Annotated in this window: 17 protein-coding genes and 1 tRNA gene; 11 read left to right on the forward strand and 7 right to left on the reverse strand. The window is 54.4% G+C overall.

The features are described from left to right. Positions 1 to 120: 120 nt before the first annotated feature. Positions 121 to 1,113 (forward strand): alpha/beta fold hydrolase, encoded by a 993-nt coding sequence (locus ACFQDM_RS04440; RefSeq protein ID WP_377376008.1) that lies wholly within the window; start codon positions 121 to 123, stop codon positions 1,111 to 1,113. Here the strand turns inward: ACFQDM_RS04440 and ACFQDM_RS04445 are convergent. After that, entirely contained in the window at positions 1,110 to 2,066 is a 957-nt protein-coding gene (locus ACFQDM_RS04445) for a glycerophosphodiester phosphodiesterase family protein (RefSeq protein WP_377376010.1), read from the reverse strand. The genes ACFQDM_RS04440 and ACFQDM_RS04445 overlap by 4 nt on opposite strands. A 165-nt stretch (positions 2,067 to 2,231) precedes the next feature. Here ACFQDM_RS04445 and ACFQDM_RS04450 point away from each other — a divergent pair, with 165 nt between their 5' ends. Continuing rightward, positions 2,232 to 3,866, forward strand: a complete 1,635-nt coding sequence (locus ACFQDM_RS04450; RefSeq protein WP_377376013.1) for a long-chain-fatty-acid--CoA ligase — start codon at positions 2,232 to 2,234, stop codon at positions 3,864 to 3,866. 127 nt (positions 3,867 to 3,993) lie between these two features. After that, positions 3,994 to 5,088: a glycosyltransferase family 2 protein gene (locus ACFQDM_RS04455; RefSeq protein ID WP_377376015.1), complete on the forward strand. Its 1,095-nt coding sequence runs from the start codon at positions 3,994 to 3,996 to the stop codon at positions 5,086 to 5,088. Between the two features lie 4 nt (positions 5,089 to 5,092). On the opposite strand, the gene ACFQDM_RS04460 is transcribed toward ACFQDM_RS04455, so the two are convergent. Beyond that, positions 5,093 to 6,406, reverse strand: coding sequence for a phospholipid carrier-dependent glycosyltransferase (locus ACFQDM_RS04460; RefSeq protein ID WP_377376017.1), 1,314 nt, complete (start codon positions 6,404 to 6,406; stop codon positions 5,093 to 5,095). A 139-nt stretch (positions 6,407 to 6,545) separates the two neighbouring features. Between ACFQDM_RS04460 and ACFQDM_RS04465 the strand changes: the two genes are divergently transcribed. After that, complete coding sequence (locus tag ACFQDM_RS04465) at positions 6,546 to 7,376, forward strand: DUF1499 domain-containing protein (RefSeq protein WP_377376019.1); 831 nt, start codon at positions 6,546 to 6,548, stop codon at positions 7,374 to 7,376. Between the two features lie 28 nt (positions 7,377 to 7,404). Here the strand turns inward: ACFQDM_RS04465 and ACFQDM_RS04470 are convergent, their stop codons facing one another. From ACFQDM_RS04470 to ACFQDM_RS04480, 3 genes are all read right to left on the reverse strand, one after another. After that, entirely contained in the window at positions 7,405 to 8,307 is a 903-nt protein-coding gene (locus tag ACFQDM_RS04470; protein WP_377376021.1) for an MBL fold metallo-hydrolase, read from the reverse strand. 27 nt (positions 8,308 to 8,334) lie between these two features. Next, positions 8,335 to 9,273: a hypothetical protein gene (locus tag ACFQDM_RS04475; RefSeq protein WP_377376023.1), complete on the reverse strand. Its 939-nt coding sequence runs from the start codon at positions 9,271 to 9,273 to the stop codon at positions 8,335 to 8,337. A gap of 275 nt (positions 9,274 to 9,548) precedes the next feature. Then, positions 9,549 to 9,986, reverse strand: a complete 438-nt coding sequence (locus ACFQDM_RS04480; RefSeq protein ID WP_377376025.1) for a TIGR01244 family sulfur transferase — start codon at positions 9,984 to 9,986, stop codon at positions 9,549 to 9,551. Here ACFQDM_RS04480 and ACFQDM_RS04485 point away from each other — a divergent pair. From ACFQDM_RS04485 to ACFQDM_RS04495, 3 genes are read left to right on the forward strand one after another with little or no spacing between them, the layout of a single operon-like run. After that, entirely contained in the window at positions 9,985 to 10,131 is a 147-nt protein-coding gene (locus tag ACFQDM_RS04485) for a hypothetical protein (RefSeq protein WP_377376029.1), read from the forward strand. The genes ACFQDM_RS04480 and ACFQDM_RS04485 overlap by 2 nt on opposite strands. A 30-nt stretch (positions 10,132 to 10,161) precedes the next feature. Beyond that, positions 10,162 to 11,133, forward strand: a complete 972-nt coding sequence (locus ACFQDM_RS04490) for an ABC transporter permease subunit (RefSeq protein WP_377376031.1) — start codon at positions 10,162 to 10,164, stop codon at positions 11,131 to 11,133. After that, positions 11,133 to 12,035, forward strand: a complete 903-nt coding sequence (locus tag ACFQDM_RS04495) for an ABC transporter permease (protein ID WP_377376033.1) — start codon at positions 11,133 to 11,135, stop codon at positions 12,033 to 12,035. Before ACFQDM_RS04490 ends, ACFQDM_RS04495 begins: the two co-directional genes overlap by 1 nt. Before the next feature lie 20 nt (positions 12,036 to 12,055). Here ACFQDM_RS04495 and ACFQDM_RS04500 read toward each other — a convergent pair whose 3' ends face one another. Beyond that, the gene (locus ACFQDM_RS04500) at positions 12,056 to 12,574 is read right to left on the reverse strand and encodes a hypothetical protein (RefSeq protein ID WP_377376036.1); all 519 of its coding nucleotides are present in this window, start codon (positions 12,572 to 12,574) and stop codon (positions 12,056 to 12,058) included. Between the two features lie 140 nt (positions 12,575 to 12,714). On the opposite strand from ACFQDM_RS04500, the gene ACFQDM_RS04505 reads away from it, so the two are divergent. The 3 genes from ACFQDM_RS04505 (at position 12,715) to ACFQDM_RS04515 (ending at position 18,512) form a co-directional block, all read left to right on the forward strand. Next, a complete protein-coding gene (locus ACFQDM_RS04505; RefSeq protein WP_377376038.1) occupies positions 12,715 to 14,319 on the forward strand; it encodes a peptide ABC transporter substrate-binding protein in 1,605 nt (534 codons plus the stop codon). Between the two features lie 33 nt (positions 14,320 to 14,352). Continuing rightward, positions 14,353 to 15,498 carry a DUF3667 domain-containing protein gene (locus tag ACFQDM_RS04510; RefSeq protein WP_377376040.1) on the forward strand — a complete coding sequence of 382 codons (1,146 nt, stop codon included), beginning with the start codon at positions 14,353 to 14,355 and terminating at the stop codon, positions 15,496 to 15,498. A 182-nt stretch (positions 15,499 to 15,680) separates the two neighbouring features. After that, the gene (locus ACFQDM_RS04515) at positions 15,681 to 18,512 is read left to right on the forward strand and encodes a TonB-dependent receptor domain-containing protein (protein WP_377376043.1); all 2,832 of its coding nucleotides are present in this window, start codon (positions 15,681 to 15,683) and stop codon (positions 18,510 to 18,512) included. 395 nt (positions 18,513 to 18,907) lie between these two features. On the opposite strand, the gene sppA is transcribed toward ACFQDM_RS04515, so the two are convergent. After that, the gene (sppA, locus tag ACFQDM_RS04520) at positions 18,908 to 20,683 is read right to left on the reverse strand and encodes a signal peptide peptidase SppA (RefSeq protein ID WP_377376045.1); all 1,776 of its coding nucleotides are present in this window, start codon (positions 20,681 to 20,683) and stop codon (positions 18,908 to 18,910) included. A 191-nt stretch (positions 20,684 to 20,874) separates the two neighbouring features. Here sppA and ACFQDM_RS04525 point away from each other — a divergent pair. After that, a tRNA-Gln gene (locus ACFQDM_RS04525) sits at positions 20,875 to 20,949 on the forward strand. The last annotated feature ends 98 nt before the right edge of the window (positions 20,950 to 21,047 follow it).

The following is a 21,047-nucleotide window of genomic DNA, read 5'->3' on the forward strand; positions in this document are numbered from 1 at the left end:
TCTATGCTCCTCCCTGTCCTGGCCCAGTTCGCATTGGCGCAGGTCAATAATCAACCCATTGAGACAGTGCCCCGGTCAACAGAAACGGCAGTAGACCCGTATTTGCCAGCTCGCGACGTTATGAGCGATCTTCAGGAAATCGTGACGCCGAATGGCATTCAGGAAACGCTCGAGATCGAAATTGGCGGCATCCGGCAGGTCCTGAACATTCGCGGCACTGACCGCGACAATCCTATACTTCTCTTTCTTCACGGCGGCCCTGGTGCAACCGAGATGCCGGTCGCCTGGACTTTCCAGCGCCCCTGGGAAGACTATTTCACCGTTGTGCACTGGGATCAGCGCGGTGCGGGCAAGACCTATCGGATCAATGATGCCGACGCTGTTGCGCCAACACTGACGCCGGACCAGATCACGTCAGATGCCATCAATGTCATCCAGTTTCTGGAGGGACATCTCGATCAGAGAAAAGTATTCCTGCTTGGTCATAGCTGGGGTTCGGTAATCGGCCTGCGCGTGGCCATGGAAAGGCCGGACTTGCTGCACGCCTATATCGGCATGGGCCAGATCATTGATTTTCTGGAGAATGAAGAGGTCGGCACGGAACGCGTCATTGCGGCAGCTGAAACGTCCGATAAGGCTGATGCGGTTGGCGGCCTGCTCGAGATTCTGCCTTACCCGGATGAAGGTCAGCTTTCACTGGAGAAGACAGGGCTGCAGCGTTCCTGGTCGGTATATCTGGGCGGGCTCGCAGCCTATCGAAAAGATGCTGATTTCTATTTTCACGCACCGCGTCTTGCGCCAACGCACAACGCCGATGACCGCGAAGCGATGAATGATGGCAGCCTCTATTCCATTTCAAACCTTTGGCCACAGGTGGCGGATGTCTCTTTCAAGGATGTGGAAACGCTTGAAGTACCGGTTGTTCAGTTTCTTGGACGTCATGACATAACCACTCCTCCCGAGCTGACGGAAACCTGGATGGCCGACCTGCAGGCACCTTTCAAAAAGCAGGTCTGGCTGGAACATTCAGCTCATCTCGGCATGATTGAACAGCCGGGCGTTGTCTTCATGACCCTGGTCAATGACGTCCTGCCATTGGCGGAAGCCGATTAAAGCCCGCACTTCGCAGAGGCGATGTCATCGCCATCGGTCGCTTCGGCCACTTCGAGTGGCCGATCGGTTGCGATCAGCACCAGTCCCTGATCCAGCAGTTCCTGAAACTCAGAGCCGTCGCCATCGGCCAGATACTGGTCGTCGAGACGTTCGCCGCGTCGTCCAAGTGTTCCGAACGCGGGCTCAATTCCCAGCGCACGTACAGCCTGCCAGGCGCTCGGGTCAGGCTCGCGCGTTCCTGTCCAGGCGATCAGATTGCCCTCTTTGACGCCAAGATCGATGAGCGTGGCAATATCTTCGGTATTGAAGGCTGATGCCGTCATGACGAGATCGTCGGCAATGCCGGCAATTTCTGCGGCCTGCTGATCATTATAGGAAATCATCAGGACATTGTTCTCGGCGCCGGCTTCCCGAACTTCAGAGATGATGTTCCGGAAACTCGTTGTTGGCTTTTTGTCGAGTTCGAGGATCGCGCCGGTTTCCACCGCCCAATCTAGCGCCTGACGTAATGTTGGGATCGCATACCCGGTCTCGGCGCCATCATTGTCGACCAGTTTCATCGTTTTGATAGCCGTCCAGTCGACATCGGCCACGAAGCCTTCGCCTGTTGTTGTGCGAGTCAGCGTCCGGTCGTGCATCAGAAAGAGAACGCCGTCGCGACTTTCGGCAATATCGATTTCGAAAACACGTACGCCCTGGTCATAGCCAAACTGGAAGGTCTCAATCGCATTCTCTGGATAGCCGGGATAAGGGCCGCCCCGGTGCGCGGCGATGGCTAGGCCACCTTCTTCACGCAGGCAGTTGAAAATATCGGGCAGGGCTTCCGGCATCACGGCAGGTGCAACCACAGGCGCGGGTGTCTTTGTCGCCGCCGGTTCGGGTGTGTCGGTTTTATTGTCAGAGCAGGCGGCAAGCGACAGTATTGCGATGCTCATCAGTAGTTGATTTTTCATGATCCGCGACCCCTCGTCTGACGCAATGCCAATTCCTTAGCCGAAAACTTCGTCTTTCGGAACAATCTTCCCCGATGACAGTAATTTTATCTCTTGAAGGTTTGCGTAGGGGAAAGAAAAATGACACCTACGTCATCATATAAGTCTAGAACCCCGGGGAGAGGCATGACACTTATCGGTAAAATGCAGGAATGGCCGCTGACGGTCGACAAGATTCTGACGCATGCGAAACTCAATTATCCACAGCGCAAAGTCATCACGCGGACGGTCGAAGGGCCCATTACGGAGACCAGCTATAGCGACATTCATGATCGCGCGAAAAAAGTCTCGAACGCACTGAAAGCAGATGGCGTGCAAATGGGTGATCGCATCGCGACACTCGGCTGGAACACAGCCCGCCACATGGAAGCCTGGTATGGCACGATGAACATCGGTTCTGTGCTGCACACGATCAATCCTCGCCTGTTCCCAGAGCAGATCGTCTTTATTGCAAATGATGCGGAAGACAAAATTCTCTTTGTGGACCTGACCTTCCTGCCATTGATCGAGAAGATTGAAGGTCATCTGAAGACAATTGAAAAATTTGTTGTTTTCACAGATGCGGAGCATATGCCGGAAACAAGCCTCAAGAATGCTGTGGCTTATGAGGAATACATCAAGGATCAGAGCGAAGAATGCGAATGGGGTGGTTTCGATGAAAACACGCCATGTGGCCTCTGCTATACGTCCGGCACCACCGGCAATCCGAAAGGTGTCTTGTATTCGCACCGTTCGAACGTGCTTCACACCTTCATGACCATGCAGACGGACGTTCTGGGTGTGTCTGCTAATGACCGTCTTCTGCCTGTGGTGCCGATGTTCCACGCCAACGCCTGGGGACTGACCTTCTCATGCCCGGCGGCTGGTGCTGACATGATCATGCCAGGCGCTCAGATGGATGGCGCAAGCATTTACGAGCTTCTGGACACGTACAAGGTCACCGCCTCGGCCGCCGTTCCGACGGTCTGGCTCATGCTGCTCCAGCATCTGGAAGCAAACAATCTCAAACTGCCTCACCTTAACCGCGTTGTGATCGGTGGCTCTGCCGTGCCAGAGCGTATCCTGCGTGCCTTCAAGGAAGACTATGATGTCGAAGTGATCCACGCCTGGGGGATGACGGAGACGTCACCGCTTGGAACGCTGGGCACGCTTCCACCAGAACTTCAGGGTGAAGACTGGGATACTCAGGTTAAATACAAGCTCAAGCAAGGTCGTATGCCATTTGGCGTCGAGCTCACCATCAAGGATGACGATGGCAAGAAGCTGCCATTCGATGGCGAAGCGTCCGGTCACCTGATGATCCGCGGCTGCGCTGTGGTTGATACCTATTTTAAAGGTGTTGGCGGCGAGATTCTGGATGATGAGGGCTATTTCGACACGGGTGATGTCGCGACGATTGATGAGCTCGGCTTCATGCAGATCACGGACCGTTCAAAGGACGTCATCAAATCAGGTGGCGAATGGATTTCCTCGATTGACCTGGAAAACATTGCGGTTGGCCACCCGAAAGTCGCTAACGCGGCTGCCATTGGGGTGTATCACCCGAAATGGGATGAGCGGCCATTGCTGATCATTCAACTTCACGAAGGTGAAGACGTTTCCAAAGACGAAATCCTTGCAACACTCGAAGGCAAGATCGCCAAATGGTGGACGCCGGATGGCGTGACCTTTGTGGACAATATTCCGCTCGGCGCGACGGGTAAGATCAACAAGCTCGCGCTTCGCGAACAGTTCAAGGATTACAAACTTCCGACCTACTAGACCGGTTTGTTCTTTAATCTCAATTCAGGCAGGTGCGGCGAAATCCGCACCTGTTTTTGTTTACGGTTGACCCGGACAAGGCATCCGCTACCACTTGCAGAATGGAAAGTCGGGAGAACGCAGCCTTATGAGTTCGTCAGTTGACGTCTCCCTGATCCTGCCCACGCGCAATGAGGCAGCCAATATTGCGACGGCGATTTCGAGCGCTTCAGAGGTGCTATCCGCCTATAATTTCGAGATTATAGTCGTCGATGATGACAGTCCGGATGGCACAGCTGATATCGTTAGGCAGATTGCTGGTGAAAACCTGCGTGTGCGCTGTCTGCACAGGATCGGACGTCGCGGTCTGGCATCTGCCTGCATTGAGGGGGCGCTTGCGGCTTCCGGGCGCGTTATTGCGGTTATGGACGCTGACCTTCAGCATGATGAAGCTATTTTGCCAGAGCTTGTCGCCAGCGTCCTTGATGGCCGTGCAGATCTTGCCATAGGGTCGCGCTATGTGGGGCAGGGTGGCATGGGCGATCTGTCGGACGACCGGGCCGCAAAGTCAGAGTTGGCGACCTCCCTGGCATCACGTTTTCTGAAGATTGACCTGACCGATCCGATGAGCGGCTTTTTTGCGGTATCAGCCGAACGTTTTCGAAAGGCTATTCCACGCATGACGGGGCGCGGGTTCAAGATCCTACTGGATTTTGTCTTTGCCGATCAGGGTAAGCTTCGCGTCCATGAAGTGCCGTTTGTCTTTCGCTCGCGACAGGATGGTGAAAGCAAACTCGACTCCGCGAATGCTGTTCAGTTTCTAATGATGCTCTATGACCGGGCGCTTGGGCATATCATTCCCTCACGCTTTGTCCTTTTTGCCGCTGTCGGGGCGCTGGGCGTGCTGGTCCATATGGGTGTTCTGTTCGCCGTTTTCCGGCTGATGGGTGCAGGGTTTATGGCCGGACAGATCTGTGCCGTCCTTGTTGCGCTGACCTATAATTTCTTTCTCAATAACATGCTCACCTTCCGCGATGTCCGGCTGAAGGGTTGGGCCATGATCCGCGGCTGGCTGAGCTTTGCGCTCGTCTGTGGACTGGGTGCCATCGCGAATGTCGGCGTGGCGGCTTATCTTTTCCAACAGACTGGCATCATGTGGTCGCTATCGGCGCTCGCCGGCATTCTGGTGGGGTCTGTCTGGAATTTCGTGATGTCATCCCGCTTCACCTGGGGACGTCTCTAGGCGCTTAGGTCCACCCTTCCAGCCATATATAGCTGAGCCACTGGTCGCGCGGCATTTCAAGCGCGTAAACGACCGGCAGGAAATAGACGAACACGCCGATCGCACCGAGCCCGGCCAGTGCTGTCAGTCCGGATCGCAGCCTACCATGCGGCAACAGGCTGATTGCGCTGGCGATGGCAAAGCAGAGCAGCATGCCGCAGCCATGATAATAGAAGAAAAACCCGATCTGCTTCGGTAGAATGACATAGATCAGCCAGGCCGAGAGGAACGACAGACTAACAGCAATCGCCACGCCGTTTTGCCGACGCAGCCCCTGCAGCAGGACAAACACCACGGCCACCAGTCCGCCCCAATACACCACGACATTGCCGACATAGAAGATCGCTTCATGCCCCCCATGGTCAATGCTTTCGAAATGATACCAGATCGGCTCCAGCATGAGCGGCCATTCCCACCACTCGCTCTCATAGGAGTTCTCCGCCAGCGGCAGCGTCTGACGATCCAGCATGTCGAACTGAAAAGTTAGCAACTCTGGTAGAGAGAGAGGGTCCTGCGCCACAAACAGAAGCGGCAGGAAGGTCGAGAAATAGACCATAAGGCTCGTCAGGCCAAAGATCATCGCACAGCCGAACAGGCTGATATCTGGCCAGGAGCGAAAGTCCCGCCCGAACAGCACCTGAAGCAGTGGGCGCCGCCGTGCCATTGTTTCGAAGAAGCGCGCGAGCACCAGTCCTGAGAGCGCAATGAATGCATAAATGCCGACAATCCATTTCGACGCAGCAGCAAGCCCTAGAAATACCCCGCCGACCAGCAGACAGAAAATCGCAATCGCTTTTGGTACGTGCCTGCTTGAAGAGGCCATCAGCCATGCTGCGGATATCGCAAACAGTGGATAGGCATAGGTGTCGAGCATGGCAGTCCGCGCCTGTACCGTGTAGGTGATGCTCAGCGTTATCAAAAGCGCGGTCAAAATCGCCAGAGGCAGGCTGCGAAACAGTTTGATCGCCATCTGAAAACAGGCATATACGCCCAACGCAGAAACAACCGCGCCAAGAATGCGCCAGCCAAAGGCGTTGTCACCGAACAGCCAGATGCCGAGCGCGATCATCTCTTTTGCAAACAGAGGATGTTCCGGGTTCGTGTTCTCTGAAAGGTCCAGCAAAGCCCGCGCGGCGGGGACATAATGGCTCTCGTCAAACACCAGTGTTTCCGGGTGACCCAGCGCAAATGTGAAGGCCAGAAGGGCCAGTGCGAGCAGAAAAAGTCCTGTCAGTTGCCGGGTCAGGAATTGAGCCAATGGGGCACCTTTCTGTTTCACGCTCTTTTTGAGTCAGCCATTCCCTTCACGCCGCAATCGCGTAAATGTGTTTCCGACTCACGGATAACCGCTTGATCTGACGATACGGCATTCGCGTAAGCACACACTAATCTTCATTCGGGTGAAAGGGCTAGTCATCATGGCATCCACGAAAAAGGGCGGATTGCGCGTTAAGTTCGCTTGGCTTGTTTTTATCCTGGCACTGGCTTTGCCGCTCTGGTTCATCGCAGCCGCGCTGGGCAGCAAGTATGGCCTCTGGGGCTGGCAGTTTGGCCTCGGCACCATGACCATCCAACTCGGTCCCATGCTGATTCTCGGGGTCGGTATTGCTGCGGTGGTTTCGCTCGTGCTCGGGCTTGTGAAGTCGCCGCGGGTAAAACCCTTTATTCTGTCGATTGCGGCGCTCATCATTGTCGGGCTCATTTTTGGCCGCATCGCCAATATGGGATCGGTGTCCGAAAACGTTCCACCAATTCATGACATACAGACAGATTGGGAAGATCCGATCCAGTTCTCAGATGCCATCATGACGGAACGGGAGAAAGTCGACGGGGTAAACCCGGTCGAAGATGATCCGGTCATCGCCGAATACGCGAAATCGAGATGGCCGGACATGGCAGGGCGCAGCGTGGCTGAGGTGCAACGCGAAAGCTATCAGCCTATGAATACCTATATCGCACCGGCACCGCCAGATGTGCTCTATGCGGCCGCATATTCCACATTGGCTGACCTCGGCATAGAGATTGTCACGGCGGATGAGGAAAACTATGTGCTCGAAGGCACATACACCTCGCAATGGTTCGGATTTAAAGACGATGTGGCCGTTCGTATTCGTCCGAAAGGCGAGGGCAGTGAGATGGATGTCCGCTCGGTGTCCCGTGTTGGCCTGTCAGATCTCGGCGCAAATGCAGAACGGGTCTATGCCATTCTGGAAGGTGTCCGCGCACGGATCGGCACACCTCCAGAGTAATAAACGCTGAAACAATGCCGCGCGGCTATCAGCTGGCCGTGCGGTATGTCCCGTCAATGGTTGCGCCATTCTCGGCTTTCACACGGCCATCCTTGACCAGATGGATCATATGACCGAGCACCGAATGGCATGCTGCCGGATGTAGGCTCTTGTCGACATCTGCGTAAATCGTCCGAACCATGTCAGGGATGCGCGTATCACCCGCTTCGAGCCGCGCCAGAATAGCCGCTTCGCGCTTTTTACGGTGATCGATATAGGCCTGAATAAAGCCTGTGACGTCTTCGGTTACTGGCGGGCCATGGGTTGGGACAATCTTTGAAAAGCCCATGTCGCGCACTTTTTCCAGACTGTTGAAATAATCGCCCATATCGCCGTCCGGCGGCGAAATAACCGTCGTGGACCACCCCATGATGTGATCGCCGGAAAACAGCGTTTTCTCTTCTCTCAGCCCAAAGCAGAGATGGTTGGAGGTATGCCCTGGTGTTTCGATAACATCCATCGTCCAGCCCGGACCTTCAAACACATCGCCGTCGCCGACCGTGACATCTGGCTTGAAGCTCAGATCGTCTCCGGCTTCCATGCGCACTTCCGCTTCGGAGGGAGCGCCAGCGGCGCGGCCATATACTTTGCAACCGGCCCATTCGGCCAGCGGATGGGCGAGTGGGGAATGGTCCATATGGCTGTGTGTCACAACGACATGGCTGATGGTTTCACCTTCCAGGGCCGCCTTCAGCGCTTCCAGATGTTCTGGAATGGCAGGGCCTGGATCGATGACACAGACGGTGCCGTTGCCGATAATGTATACGCCCGTTCCGTAATAGGTGAAAGCGCCGGGATTGTTCGCCACAACGCGGCGGACAAGTGGGCTAAGTCGCGCGACTTGACCATATTCGAAGTCCATTTCCCGGACATATGGAATCGGTGATGCCATGTGAGTTCTCTCTTATTGTGTCGAGAGCTAGCCTCGAACTTTTGGCGCATAAGCCGCCGAAAACGCGCGTGCCATCAGACGGGTAGAGCGCAGCTTTTGCCCGAGCGGCAAAGCAACGGGTGGCCCCATGTCCGTCTTGTTTGCATCGACGATGAAGATCTTTTTGGACGTCGCGTCGCGCAACACGTCAACGCCGCCCCAGTCCAGGCCGATTTCCTTTGCGAAATTGCGGATGATGGCCATTTCGTCGCTGCTGAAACAGGTGTGCGGCAGCATGTGCGACACATCGCAATTCTCGTTCGCAAAGCGTCGTGATTGTGGGCGACGCTTACGGAAAACGATGGTGGGTTCCCCGGCCACGAACGTAGTGCGCAGATCTTCCACCAGACCGCCGGAAACACGGTTGTCGATCAGGCGCTGATAGGTCTTGCCGTCAATCGGATCCATCGGGCCTTCGATGATGCGCCCATCATGGGCCGCATTGATTTCGGATTTCTCGACCATGGGGCCATCAAATGCGCGCGGATCGACCGCGAGCGAATAACCGGCAACCCGCTCAAACGCTTCGGCAACATGCGTTTTAGATACGTCGCGACAGCCGAAATTGATCAGCTTTGCATGTGATGGAATGTTTTCAGGAAGCTTTGCCTCGCAGTGCGTGGTGTCATCAAAGTGGAAGATGACGTCAGCGCGAGACGGGTCTTTTTCAATAATTGCGCCAGCCGCATGAAGTACTGGCCAGATAAAATACCAGGGGCGCGGTGTGTCCGGCAGGAATGCAATACGGGGTTTCCGGTGGCCGCGTGCCATATGCCAGAACCGCCAGCCCTGGGTCAGGGTAAAAAAGCTGATCCAGACAAGAACATCTGTCACCAGTCCGACGTTCAGGGGCACGTGGTGTCCGGTCTTTTTGACCAGAAATGTACCGTCCTGAAATTCAAAGTCTGAGAGCCAGAATTTACTCATACTCTATCTTCCCGTGCGTCCAGCACCCCCTATGTCGCAATTTTTGTAGGGCGTCTACTGGCCCGAAGATTGCGATGCAGCTGGTAACGCTTTGTGTAGGACCAGTTTAGGACATTCTCGTGACAGGCAAAATCACTGATACTCTTTTTCGCGTGATAAGACCGTTATGTGCCGGGTTGATTGCCATTCTCGCCATGCATGCCCTTGGTCAATCCGACGCAAAAGAACCAGCCTCTCAGAATAGTGTGGTCACATTGAGGGTTCCGGCAGCCTGATCAGCTCGTTGTTGATAGGTGTTCGAGGGCAGGTGCCATACCGGTCAGATTGTAACCGGCTGCCTCAGAATGTTGCAGGATGTCGGCGACATCCATCTTTCCGGATGCGGCCTGCGCAAACGCCCACAAGGTGATGGAACGGGTCCCGGAGCGGCAGAAGGCCAGCACCTTGTTATCGCCCGCAGTTTCCAGCTCAGAAAGCGTTTTTCGGACATCTTCCACTTCAGGTGGCCCCTGTATTGGAATATGAGCAAAAGTTAATCCTTCGGCTTCAGCCTGTGCCACAAGCGTTTCAGTTGCAGGTTGATCCGGGGTCTCGCCAGACGGGCGATTCATGATCAGACTTTTAAAGCCCTGTTCCGCTGCAAGTTTAACGTCATCCGCCGTGATTTGAGGCGCGACGTAGAATTTCTCTGTGACCTTGCGAAAATCTGCCATGACTGTTTCCAATCCGGAAAGTTTTAAAAAACATGCTTTAAACCCTGTTGCCAGTGATGAGAAACAGGGTAAAGCCGTGGGAAAGAGCTTTCTGCGGAAAAATAATGCTTATCGATGGGTGAACACCATCAGTGTATGCCTCTGACGATAAGATGTTTGGAGTATTTTTGTAAAAGTGCCGCGTTTTCTTTCCAGAATTTCTGTCTCATTTATTTTGCGAAGGTTGGCCGTTGCGATTCCGACCTTGTTGCTCGTCATCACCGTTGCTTTTTTCATGATGCGTGCAGCGCCCGGCGGGCCATTTGATACCGATCGGAAACTGCCACCGGCTGTTGAGCAAAAAATCCTCGAAAAATACGGCATGGATAAGCCGGTTTTTGAACAATATGTCGACTATCTCGGCGATGTTGTAACTGGCGATTTCGGTCCTTCTCTCAAGAACAGAGACAAAACGGTTTCAGACCTGATCTCGGAAGGTCTGCCCGTCAGTGCCACGATCGGTGGCATTGCCATGTTCCTCGCCTTTTTCGTCGGGGGCGGGCTCGGCATTATTGCGGGGCTGAGACAGAACAGCTTTCTCGATTACTTCCTCATGGGCTTTGCGACGCTCGGCATATCCGTTCCATCCTATGTAATCGGTCCGGTTGCGGCGCTGATCTTTGGTGTGGGGATCGAAATTTTTGGATTCCGCACCAATTTCTTCGCGCCCGGCGGTCTCGATATGGGGCGGATGACGGCATACACCATCACCTTACCGGTGCTGACACTTGCCCTCTATTACATCGCAGGAATATCGCGGATCATGCGGGGGAGTATGATTGAGGCGATGCGCTCCAACCACATCCGTACGGCCCGTGCTAAAGGCGCGTCGGAAGTCGAAGTGGTGCTCAAGCATGCGCTGCCAATCGCCATTCTGCCGCTTATTTCCTATCTTGGTCCGGCATCGGTCGGTGTGATCACAGGTTCGCTCGTGATCGAGCGGGTATTCAGCCTGCCGGGCATTGGATCTTTCTTTATCGATGGTGCGCTGAACCGGGATTATACGCTTGTCATGGGCGTTGTGATCCTTTTTGCCAGCCTGATCATTCTGATGAATTTGATCGCTGACATTCTTTACGCAATTCTCGACCCGCGGGTGAAATACTGATGATCGGAATTCAGGACGCTCAGAACAAAGCTGCACTCGAGCAGGCAGCTGTCGAAGGTCGCTCCCTCTGGGATGATGCGCGTGCTCGCCTGTTCCGGAACAAGGCTGCGGTGTTTGCGATGATCGTGCTTGGCCTGTTCACGGCTATTTCGCTTCTGGTGCCGCTGTTCTGGCCGCATAACTATGCCACGATCTACACGGACCGTGTCAGCCTGCCGCCAACCTTTGAGCATCTGCACATTCTGGGCACCGACACGCTCGGACGCGATCAGTTTGCCCGCATGATGCTCGGCTTTCGCGTTTCGCTGGCCGTCGGTCTGCTTGCGACGTTTGTCAGCCTGGTGATCGGTGTAACCTGGGGCGCGATCGCCGGCTTTTTTGGAGGTCGGGTTGATCAGGTGATGATGCGTCTCGTCGATGCGCTCTACGCCATTCCGTTTATCTTCTTCGTCATTCTTCTGACGACGGTGTTTGAGCGGAACCTCTATCTGATCTTCATCGCCATCGGTGCTGTTGAATGGCTCACAATGTCCCGCATTGTGCGTGGCCAGACACTGACGACGAAGACGAAGGAATTCATTGAGGCGGCCAGGGCCGCTGGTGTGTCACAGCCTGCAATCATTCTTCGTCATATCGTGCCGAACATCGTTGGACCGGTGGTGATTTACATCACCCTGATCATTCCGCAGGTGATTTTGCTGGAAAGCTTTCTCAGCTTTATCGGTCTTGGCATCAACGAGCCGCTGACGTCGCTTGGCGTGCTGCTCTCGCAGGGCAAGGCGCAAATGTCGTCCAAGCCGTGGCTGCTGATCTATCCGGCTGTGATTATGGCTGTAACGCTCTTGTGCCTGAACTTTCTGGGAGACGGCGTGCGTGACGCCGTCGACCCGAAAGAGCGCTGATCCCGGTCAGCTCGCGCGGGCTATTGCTCGCGCGATGCCTTGAAGCGTTCACCCGTATTCAGTCGGATGAGATAGCTGCCGAACGCAGCCCGCTTGATAACCGCAGACGTCGGTGGACGTTTGCGGCTGATCCGGATCTTGTCACTGTCATTCTGACGCCAGACCTGACCGTTCTCGAACACCAGAACCACCTTGCCATAGGCGTCGGTCGTCGCTGACTTCAGGGGCAGGGTCACTTCTTCAATCTGTCCCGAATCATCTTTCTTCACTGAGTCGTCATCGGAGCCGCCGCCAAAGCCCGGCAGCGAGAAGGTTGGCAGACTCGGCATGGAGAAACCGAAGGCATCCTTTTGGACGGTTTCGGCTTCCTGGCGGGTTATCGTCTTGAATTCGCCCTGGTTTTCCGCTTGGCGAGTCGCGCTTACCGCTGCGTCAAAGCAGGCAAGACGCTCGGTGTTGTCTGAAATGTTTGCGCAGGCATAGATCGATTCCAGAGGCGTCTTTTCCTGTGCCAATGCCGGAAGTGTTATCAGACTCACGCCTACAGCGCCTAAAAGACAGGATTTTCTCATTTTGGTGGACTTTCCCCATTCAACTTTGTCAGCAATAAGCTTGAACTGAAATAAACGTCGCGCCAATCTTCGACGTCGTGTCATAAAAGTTTTGTAATGGAGCGAGCATGCCCAACTGGTCCACGTCACTCAAGTATGTAACGGTCGCAGCGGCTGCTTTCCTCGCGGCTTGCGGTGGTAGCAATAGTAGTAATAGTGCCGAAACCCTCCGCCGTGGCATCAGTGCCAATCCGGACACGCTGGACCCGCATAAAGTCTCATCGCAGTGGGAAAACATCGTCATTGGCGACATGTTCATTGGCCTGTTCACCGACGGTAAAGATGCGACTCCGGTCCTGGGCATGGCCGAAAGCTATGAGATTGACGAGAGCGCGACGAAATGGACCTTCACGCTCAAGGACGCGAACTGGTCAGATGGTGTTCCCGTTACGGCTTATGACTTCGAATATGCGTTTCGACGAATTCTGAACCCTGAGACGGCGTCGCAATACGCGTCTCTTCTGTTCCTGATCAAAAACGCTGAAGGCTATTACAACCAGGACCTGCCTGCGGAAGAGCTTGGTGTGACGGCGGTGGACGACAAGACGCTGGTGATCGACCTTGAGTACCCAGCACCGTATCTGCCGGGTCTATTGAAGCACTACACGGCCTTCCCAGTACCGAAACACAAGGTTGAGGAATTGGGTGACGACTGGATCAAGCCGGAAAACATTGTCGTCAATGGTCCCTACAAGCTTACGGAATGGCGTACCCGCGACTTTATTCGTTCGGTTGTAAACACCCAATTCGATGGCGCCGAAGACCTTTGCTTCAAGGAAGTGGTCTATTTCCCTTATGAAGACCTAGATGCGATCGAACGCTATATCGAGACAGGGCGTCTCGATATGAATAATGCGTTTGAAGGTCAGCGTACTCAGGAACTGAGAGAGAAATTTCCTGGCTGGGTTCGTGCCGTACCTGCGCTGATTACGACCTATTACGCTTTCAACACAGAGCTTCCGAAGTTCGAGGATGTGCGGGTTCGCAACGCACTCGCGATGGCACTTGATCGCGACTTCATGGTCAACGAAGTTCTGACAGCTGGATACGTACCAGCTTACTCACTCGTGCCTCCAGGCATCGCGAACTATGACGGCGGTGCAGAGGTCTATTGGGCTGACATGTCTCAGGAAGAGCGCCAGGCTGAGGCGAAACGCTTGCTGGAAGAAGCTGGCTATGGCCCCGACAACCCATTCGAGTTCACGTATATTTACCGCTCGACAGACGACAATCCGAAGGTTGCGCCTGCTGTTCAGGCGAACTGGAATTCCATCGCACCATGGGTGAAAGCCGAGATTCAGATGCAGGATACGGCGGTCCAGTACGCGCGCTTGCGTCAGGCCGATTTTGAAATTGGTGATGCCGCATGGGTTGCAGATTACAATGACCCACAGAACTTCCTGTTCCTGCTGGAAAGCCGGACGGGCGTCATGAATTACGGCAATTATGCGAGCGCAGAGTATGATGAACTTGTGGAAGCTTCCAATCTCGAAACCGATATGGAAGCTCGCAAGGCTATTCTGAAGGAAGCCGAGCAACTCATGCTCGACGAGATGCCAATCATTCCAATGTGGTATCAGGTTGCGAAAAATCTGGTCGATCCAAACCTGACTGGATATGCAGACAATCCCGAAGACGTGCACCGTTCACGTTATATCTGCCGGAAAGACTGATTTCGCCGGCTTTTCTGGGCGAGGGGGCTGGTAATGAGCGATGAACTGGAGACGGCCGCTGCCATGTCGTTGGGCGGCCTGTCCAAATCTGAACAAGATGGCTCCGTTGAGGGTGAACCTTGCCGTAATTGCGAGACGCTGACGGTTGGCAAATACTGCCATGCCTGTGGGCAGCTCGCTCAGAATTTTCACCGGCCGATCTTTGGGCTCACCGCTGAGGCGCTGGGTGATTTCTTCTCGCTGGATGGTCGCATAGCCCGCACCATTCCAGCGCTTCTGTTCATTCCCGGGCGTGTGACCAGACATTACCTCGATGGCAAGCGTCAGCGGTATGTGCCGCCGTTCCGGCTTTATCTTCTCGCCAGTTTCATCTTCTTCCTTGTTTTATTCAGCCTGGGCGATGCGACGGGTTGGTTTCAGCCGCACGCTGCAGGATCGGAGGAGATCGCCGTAACGGACACGGAGGCTGAACCGGAGGAAACAGAGGAGAGCCGGTCGTCTGACACCGGGAACGAGGACGAAGCAGAGGGGGCGGGAAGTTCCCGGCAGGCTGAAGCGGACGGGAAAGTTGGTATCGCCGTACTTGATCCTGACAAGGGACCGGTTCTTGTTTCTCCCGAAGGTGAAGTGAGTGATCTTCCTCGCGATGAAGGCGGGCGGATAGATCAGGACGCATTACTCCAGGAAGTCATTCGGCAGAGCGGTTATACGGATGAGGATGACGCAGAGCTCCGGGAGCTTATGGCCAATGGCGTCGAGTTACTTGAGAATCGGGTGCTTCTCTATATGGCGGTCCGCAACTGGGCACCGCGGCTCGCTTTCATGCTCGCCCCTATGCTGGTTCTGTGTCTGATCCTCGTTTTTCCGTTCCGGAAAGGTGTATATATATACGACCACGTCATCACAGCCTTGCACTTTCAGACCTGGCTCTACTTCCTGATGAGCGTTTGCCTGACATTACTCTGGCTGCACCAGGTTTGGGTTTGGTGGCTCATTTTTATCGGACCACTGGTATATTTATATCGCATGTTACGTCGTGTTTATTCGACGGGACGAGTTACCGGTTTTCTGCGTGCGTGCTTGATTCTTTTCATGCTGAATTTCGCTTTATTGGCGTGGGGTGTGGTCGTTTTTGCCTTGAGCGTGAACGAAACAGTAGAAATTTCGCGCGTTCAGTGAGTGGGGTGAAGCTTTTTTGCCACATTCGCAGGCTTTGTGTGACAGCCGTGTAACTTTGCATTGACGCTTATGTGACGCGACCCGTAGCGTCAGGACCAGATCGACTACTGGGGTGTCGATATGTGTGGCTGGGTTTCTTCAGGAATTCGGCCGCGCACAGTTTGTAAACTGGAGGTTCAAACGTGAACGGGAACATTTTCAAGACCCGCCTTCTTGCCACATCCGTATTTGCGGGTGTTCTTGGCAGCATGGCAGTCGCACCAGCTATCGCTCAGGAAGACACTGAAGCGGAAGCTCGCCAGCAAACCGTACAGGTTACGGGTTCGCGCATCGTCAAGCAGGACTTTGTTGCAAACAGCCCGATTGCTACGGTCAGCTCTGAAACTTTCGAATTGACCGGTACGGTCAACACTGAGGACGTCCTCAACACTCTGCCACAAGCTGTTCCAGGTTTTGACCGTACGTCAAACAACCCGGGCGGTGGTTACGCAACGGCCAACCTGCGCGGTATCGGTTCAAACCGTACGCTGGTTCTGGTTGACGGTAAGCGTTTCGTTCCAACGACTGCTGGCGGTGTTGTCGACCTGAACAACATTCCACCAGCGCTCGTTGAGCGTGTTGAAGTCATCACGGGTGGTGCATCAGCTGTTTACGGTTCTGACGCTGTTGCAGGTGTTGTAAACTTCATCCTGAAAGACGACTTCGAAGGTCTGGAAGCAAACATCGGTTATGAGTCGACGCTGGAATACGGCGACGCTCAGTACTGGAATGCTGACCTGACGATGGGTGCAAACTTCGCTGATGGTCGCGGTAACGTGACAATGAACCTCGGCTACACAAACCGTGAAGCTGTGTTCCAGGGGCAGCGCGACTTCTCTACATTTGCTCTCGGCGACGGCGCTGACGGTCTGGAACCAGGCGGTTCTTCAGGTGTCCCAGCTGGTCACCTCTTTGATTCCTTCACATTCTCTGATGGATCAACAGGCCAGGCGATCTTCACCGATGGTGGCGGCATTCGCCCTTGGGTCAATGCGGGTGCAAACAGCGACCGTTATAACTACGCTCCTGTGAACTACCTTCAGCTTCCGCAAGAACGTTTCAACACGACAACGGTTGCTCGTTACGAAATCACACCTGAAATCGAAGCTTATGCTCGTTTCACGGGTGCCTTTAACCAGGTTCCGCAACAGCTGGCTCCAACGCCTGCGTTCACAACCATCACAATCGGTACGGATAACCCATTCCTGACACCAGAAGCTGCGGCTGTTCTGGCTCAGATCGATGGTGCTTATGGCGACCCGGTTGACGGCATGGTTATGCCTTACCTCGGCCGTCGTATGCTCGAGACAGGCGCTCGTGCATCTAACGACGACTTCTTCGCATTCCAGTTCCAGGCTGGCCTGCGTGGCGAGTTCGGTCCAGGTATCGGCTATGACGTCTTCTTCCAGACTGGCCGTACACAAGACAACAACGACCTGACGGGTGACATTTCTCTGTCACGCTTCCTGCAGGGTGTTGATGCTACGACCGATGCTGATGGCAACATCGTTTGTCGCGACCAAAGCGGCGGCTGTGTGCCGGTCAACATCTTCGGTACGAACGCAATTTCTGACGAAGCAGCAGACTACATTTCTGCCGGTCTGTCTTCCAAGTCTGAATACAACCAAACCATCTTCGGTGCGTCGATCAACGGCGACACGTCGTCTTACTTCACGCTCCCTGGCGGTGGTATCGGTTGGGCTGTTGGTTTCGAATACCGCGAAGAAAGCTATGACTTCCGTCCGGACGATAACCTCGGCACAGGCAACCTGCTTGGCTTCAACTCTGCGCCTCCGCTCTCTGGTGGTTTCGACGTTTATGACTTCTTCGGTGAAGTCTATGTGCCGATCCTCGAAGATGCGCCATTCGCAGACATCCTGGCTCTTGAAGGCGCTTACCGTATTTCCGATTATTCTACGTCCGGTCAGACCGAAACGTACAAAATCGGTGGTGAGTGGGCTCCGGTTGAAGACGTTCGCTTCCGCGTTCTGTACAACACAGCTGTTCGTGCGCCGAACATCTCTGAGCTGTTCTCTGCAGTCTCTAACGGCTTCCCGCCAGCGACTGACCCTTGCTCAGCATCGCAAGATCCAGAAGGTGAAGGCATTGCCGCTCTGTGTACAGCGACCGGTGTTCCTAACGTAGGCACATACGAGCAACGTAACTCTCAGATCGAAGGTCTGTTCGGTGGTAACCCTGACCTCCAGCCAGAAGAAGCTGAAACGCTGACGGCTGGTGTTGTCTGGACGCCATCTTACATTCCTGGCCTGTCGGCTTCTGTTGACTACTACTCCATCGAAATCGAAGACTACATCACCTCACTGGCTGGTGGCGTCGGCGGTATCCTTGGACAGTGTTACCTGCCAGCGAACAACCCAACTCAGGATCCGAACAACGCATTCTGTCAGGCTGTAAACCGTAGCGCGCTCGGCGAGCCGCTGGTTTCTGCGAACCTTGCAAACGCTGGTTCTCTGGAAACATCAGGTGTTGACGTCGCGGTCAGCTATGAGACTGAGTTCGACGCGATCCCTGGTACGTTTGGCCTGAGCTATGCGGCTCTGTTCCTCGACAAGTGGGACTTCTACGCATACGAAGGTGCTGATCCTGTTGAGTGTGCGGGTAACTTCGGTCTCGTCTTCTGTGACGATCCAATCGCGAAGTACAAGCACAACGCAACACTGTCTTGGGCAAATGGTCCATTCACCGCTCAGTTCCGTTGGGAACACCTGAACGGTGTGGATGATGATGATCCAGAAACAGACTACATCGTTGAGAGCCTTGATGCTTATGACCTCTTTGGTCTGAGTGGTTCTTGGGACATCAACGACAACGTCAAGTGGACGCTTGGTGTCGACAACCTGTTCGACGAAGAGCCACCAATCATCGGTGACAACCAAGAGCAGGCAAACACATACCCTGCGACTTACGACCCATTCGGTCGTACGATCTACACGTCTGTCAAACTGCGCTTCTAAGCGGAACAGACAAGCTGAATTGGGAAAGGCGGACTTCGGTCCGCCTTTTTCTTTGTTTGCTTGTGTGTTCTGGCGAGAGGCTGAGGATTTTGGCAATAGCATCTCACACAGCTGCTAAACGCTAAGCGAGCCCGGTGCGCATTGAGCCGAAAGATGGCTACACTTTTGCGGATGTCACTGTGTGGGCCAAATGGTTCGGATGAGGACGCCAAGACGTGGCCGATCAATGGTCAGTTGGCTTGTCACAGGACGACTTCGCTTTACGCTTCCGTTTCGTCGTTGCTGCGTAAAAAAAGCTAGGGCTTAGGTGTCTAGGGCACCCGTGCATAGATCATACAAAAAGCCCCGACCATTTCTGGCCGGGGCTTTCCCATTTAAGCTGAAATACAGCGCGACTAGTTTTCGCGAATTTCAGGCGTACTCATCTGCGTTCCACCTTTTTGCAGAGCGAGACTTTCTTTCAGCAGCGTCTGGAAACGCTCGTCTCCCAATACCTGGTTCAGCGTCGCAGCCGCTTCGGCTGATTCAGCTGAAGCGCCGAAGAGCTCGCTGAAAGCCTGGAATGGATTTTCTGGTGTTGGGTAAAGCTTCACCCGCACCTTCGTACCAGCTTCAATCCCAGCGAGTTCCTTGGCTTTGGCAATCGCGTCGATATAGCCACCGGTTTCGTTCACAAGACCGATTTGCTTTGCAGCTTCGCCGCTCCAGACGCGTCCTTTGGCAATTTCATGAACACGCGCGGTATCAAGTCCGCGTCCATCAGATACGATTTCGAGGAAACGGTCGTATGTGCGCTTCAGAGATTCCCACAACTCGGCGCGTTGGGCCTCAGTGAAGGTTTCAGTGTTGAAGGCTGAAGCAAACTCGCCGCCAACTGTGATAGCGCTTGGGTTGATGCCAATGCGGCGCAGGCCGTCTGCAATGGCCAGCTTGCCACCATAGACGCCGATAGACCCGGTGATGGTCGTACGGTTTGCAAGGATCGCGTCTGCTCCTGCGGAGACGTAGTAACCGCCGGAAGCTGCGACACTACCCATGCTGACCACAACAGGTTTGCCTTCTTCATCCTGGACGCGTTCGATTGCGCGCCAGATCTGGTCAGAAGCGGTTGGAGAGCCTCCCGGGCTGTCGACGCGGAAGACGAGGGCTTCGACATTCTTGTCACGGCCGGCCTTCAGAATGGCTTCAGCAATTGGATCGGACGCCATGACGGATTCGTCGCTGAACAGTCCCTGATCGCCAGTTCCTGTGATGATTGCGCCTTCGCCGCCGATAACAGCAATGAGAGGAGCTGTCGGTTTTGCAAGGGCGGGGTGATATTGCGCAATAGGCAGGAACTCAGCCGACTCGCCTGCCTGCTCCAGGACATCTTCTGCGGCATCTTCCGGCCATTTCAGACCGTCGAAAATATTCCCTGCGACGGCTTCGTCCGGGCTTAAAGGTCCGGATTCGAGCAGATTTTTGAGGTCGGATACACTTCCAAACCCACGATCTGCAGCAATGTCTTCGAGGGAGATCCGCCACATATCGCTTGCGAGCGCGGTCATGGCTTCGCGGTGTGGCTCTGTATAGTCTGTTTCCTTGTAAACGTTTGGCGAGTTCTTGTATTCGTAGAACTGCTCAATCTCGGCTTTGACGGACAGATTATCGAACAAGTCCTTGAAGAAGAGCGTTTCAAGGGAAATGCCATTCACCATTATATCCGAGCCTGGCTGTAGATAAATTTCATCAGCCGCAGAGATCGCACGAAGCGTGGATGGCCCTGCACCCATCATGCCCTGGCTGTGTGCGACGATGAACTTGTCAGCAGCACGGAGTTTGAGAAAAGCTTCGCGAAGTTCTTCGGCGCGGGAGCTACCGATGCCCATTTCGCTGGCGCGAATATAAACGCCTTTCACACGGTCATCGTCGATGGCCGCGTCGAGCTTCCCAAGAATGTCAATAAAGCTCGTAGTCTGAAAGAGAACGGCCGGGCCGGACGATGCGGGCTGATCTGCAAAGTCGTCTCTCAGGTCGATTTCAAGGACGATGGCATCCGTCGGCGCTTTATTACCGCCGCCTGATGTGGCCGCCATAATGCCGATTCCGAGCCCGATCACGATTGGCACAAGAACCAGAAAGAGGATCAGAGCAACCAGACCGCCCAGAAGTGAGCTGATGAAAGTCTTCAATATTGTCTCCTACGGAAAAACACTGAATTGTGTCTTATCGATAAATGATAAGGATTTTAAAAAATATTGCAAAGAATATCTTCAGATCATCGACAAAAGGCGGATCGGGCGAAAAAGGTGCAAGGAAAATCAGGAAACTGAATTTTGCGTGTTGCATACCGTGCCGGCTTTATGTAGATACGGCGCCTCATTGGGGCGTCGCCAAGCGGTAAGGCACCGGTTTTTGGTACCGGCATTCCCAGGTTCGAATCCTGGCGCCCCAGCCACTCTTCCTTCTGATTAAACAGCCTGCTTGCGCGACGCGCAGCTTTGCCTCTTGCGTCCCGATGGCGGACGGGTAACGCTGTTGCATGGTCAGCTGGGA

It is taken from the genome of Ponticaulis profundi (assembly GCF_042659465.1).
GTDB lineage: Bacteria > Pseudomonadota > Alphaproteobacteria > Caulobacterales > Hyphomonadaceae > Ponticaulis > Ponticaulis profundi.

Coding starts and splice junctions, on each gene's coding strand:
- ACFQDM_RS04440 (WP_377376008.1), top strand. CDS start 121: ATGAGCGATCTTCAGGAAATCGTGACGCCGAATGGCATTCAGGAAACG.
- ACFQDM_RS04445 (WP_377376010.1), bottom strand. CDS start 2,066: ATGAAAAATCAACTACTGATGAGCATCGCAATACTGTCGCTTGCCGCC.
- ACFQDM_RS04450 (WP_377376013.1), top strand. CDS start 2,232: ATGACACTTATCGGTAAAATGCAGGAATGGCCGCTGACGGTCGACAAG.
- ACFQDM_RS04455 (WP_377376015.1), top strand. CDS start 3,994: ATGAGTTCGTCAGTTGACGTCTCCCTGATCCTGCCCACGCGCAATGAG.
- ACFQDM_RS04465 (WP_377376019.1), top strand. CDS start 6,546: ATGGCATCCACGAAAAAGGGCGGATTGCGCGTTAAGTTCGCTTGGCTT.
- ACFQDM_RS04470 (WP_377376021.1), bottom strand. CDS start 8,307: ATGGCATCACCGATTCCATATGTCCGGGAAATGGACTTCGAATATGGT.
- ACFQDM_RS04475 (WP_377376023.1), bottom strand. CDS start 9,273: ATGAGTAAATTCTGGCTCTCAGACTTTGAATTTCAGGACGGTACATTT.
- ACFQDM_RS04485 (WP_377376029.1), top strand. CDS start 9,985: ATGACTGTTTCCAATCCGGAAAGTTTTAAAAAACATGCTTTAAACCCT.
- ACFQDM_RS04480 (WP_377376025.1), bottom strand. CDS start 9,986: ATGGCAGATTTTCGCAAGGTCACAGAGAAATTCTACGTCGCGCCTCAA.
- ACFQDM_RS04495 (WP_377376033.1), top strand. CDS start 11,133: ATGATCGGAATTCAGGACGCTCAGAACAAAGCTGCACTCGAGCAGGCA.
- ACFQDM_RS04505 (WP_377376038.1), top strand. CDS start 12,715: ATGCCCAACTGGTCCACGTCACTCAAGTATGTAACGGTCGCAGCGGCT.
- ACFQDM_RS04510 (WP_377376040.1), top strand. CDS start 14,353: ATGAGCGATGAACTGGAGACGGCCGCTGCCATGTCGTTGGGCGGCCTG.